We start from the raw sequence: 1,741 nt of genomic DNA, 5'->3' as shown, positions 1-1,741 counted from the left end.
GATCAGCTGCTGGTAGCGAACCGACGCCGCCGCGGACTGGCCTTCCCGGTAGTCCTGCCAGGCGTGCCAGCCGAACACGCCCGCCGCGGCGATCACCACGCCTGCGATCAGCGAGGTGCCGTTTTCCTTCCACCAGCGCTTGATCACGTCAAGCTGCTCTTCTTCGCTTCTCAGATCCGCCACGGGCGGGCCTCCTTGTACGGGCACCGGCGCAAGGCCGGTGCGTCTTGGTCAATACCGCAGGCGTCGCCTGGGGAGTTATCGGGCCAGCAGCTCGGGCAAGATCGTGGCGAGCTCGCGCTGATCGATCTGGCGCTGTTCGCGGTCGTCGCGCAGAAACTTCACCGTGACCGAGTCGTTGGCGATTTCGTCCTCGCCGAGCAGCAGGGCGATGCGCGCCGAGCTCTTGTCCGCCTTCTTCATGCGGCTCTTGAAGCTGCCGCCGCCGCAGTGCAGCGTGAGGGCAAGCTCGGGCAGCTCGCCGCGCAGCCGTTCGGCCAGGGTCAGCGCCTCGGTGGTGACACTGTCGTCCAGCGCCAGCAGGTAGACGTCGCTGCCGCCGAGCGCATCGTCAGGGACGAGCTCGAGGGTCTCGAGCAGAAGGATCAGCCGCTCGATGCCCATGGCGAAGCCCACCGCCGGGGTAGGCTTGCCGCCGAGCTGCTCGACTAGGCCATCGTAGCGCCCGCCGGCACACACCGTGCCCTGGCTGCCCAGCGCCGTGGTGGTCCACTCGAACACCGTGCGCGAGTAGTAGTCGAGCCCGCGAACGAGGCGCGGATTGATCACGTACTGGATGCCGGCGGCCTCGAGCATGCGCTGGAGCGCCTCGAAGTGCTCGCGGGACTCGGCGTCCAGGTGCTCCAGAAGCTGCGGCGCGGCGTCGAGCATCGCGGCCATGTCCGGGTTCTTGGAATCCAGGATGCGCAGCGGGTTGCTCTCGAGCCGGCGCAGCGAATCCTCGTCGAGCAGCGCCCGATGCTCGTTGAAGTACGCCACCAGCGTCTCGCGGTAGGCGGCGCGCGCCTCGAGCGAGCCCAGTGAATTGAGCTCGAGGGTGACGTGTCCGGAAAGCCCCAGCTCCTGCCACAGCCTGGCCGACAGCAGGATCACCTCGGCATCGATGTCCGGGCCGTCGAAACCGTAGGCCTCCACGCCCACTTGGTGGAACTGGCGGTAGCGACCCTTCTGCGGGCGCTCGTGGCGAAACATCGGGCCCTGGTACCAGAGCCGTTGGGTCTGGTTGTAGAGCAGGCCGTGCTCCATGGCGGCGCGCAGGCAGCTCGCCGTGCCTTCCGGGCGCAGGGTGAGGCTGTCGCCGTTACGGTCCTCGAAGGTGTACATCTCCTTCTCGACGATATCGGTCACTTCCCCGATCGAGCGGGCGAACAGCGCCGTCTGCTCGACGATGGGCATGCGAATCTCGTCGAAGCCGTAGCGCTGCATGAGCGTGCGAACCTTGGCTTCAAAAAATTGCCAGCGAGGGCTATCGCTGGGCAACAGGTCGTTCATTCCGCGGATCGCTTGGATCTTCTTGGCACCGGACTTGCTCAATGCGAACTCCTTATCGGTCCGGGCGGACTCGCTCGCCGCCCATCGTCCACGCCGTCATACGCTCTTGGTGATGAGGGCGTCTTGTTGCTGTTGCTTGAGGCGAATCTTCTCGCGAATCAATGCCTCGAGGTCGTCGACCAGGTGTTCGTTGCGCAGCTTGCTCGCGGGCTTGCCGTCGATGTAGACC

Annotated in this window: 2 protein-coding genes and 1 pseudogene; all 3 read right to left on the bottom strand. The window is 65.9% G+C overall.

Features of this window, described 5'->3' with window-relative positions; translation table 11 throughout:
* Positions 1-183 (bottom strand): tetratricopeptide repeat protein (locus BIS11_RS16665; RefSeq protein ID WP_253586598.1); only part of this gene is annotated, 183 nt, incomplete at its 3' end.
* 75 nt (positions 184-258) lie between these two features.
* Positions 259-1,554, bottom strand: a complete 1,296-nt coding sequence (gene hisS, locus BIS11_RS16660; RefSeq protein ID WP_253419133.1) for a histidine--tRNA ligase — start codon at positions 1,552-1,554, stop codon at positions 259-261.
* Between the two features lie 54 nt (positions 1,555-1,608).
* Positions 1,609-1,741, bottom strand: a pseudogene (locus BIS11_RS16655) (4-hydroxy-3-methylbut-2-en-1-yl diphosphate synthase); the annotation flags it as partial.

It is taken from the genome of Halomonas sp. 707D4 (assembly GCF_024158685.1).
Classification (GTDB): domain Bacteria; phylum Pseudomonadota; class Gammaproteobacteria; order Pseudomonadales; family Halomonadaceae; genus Vreelandella.
This window is presented reverse-complemented; position numbering and strand designations above follow the sequence as displayed.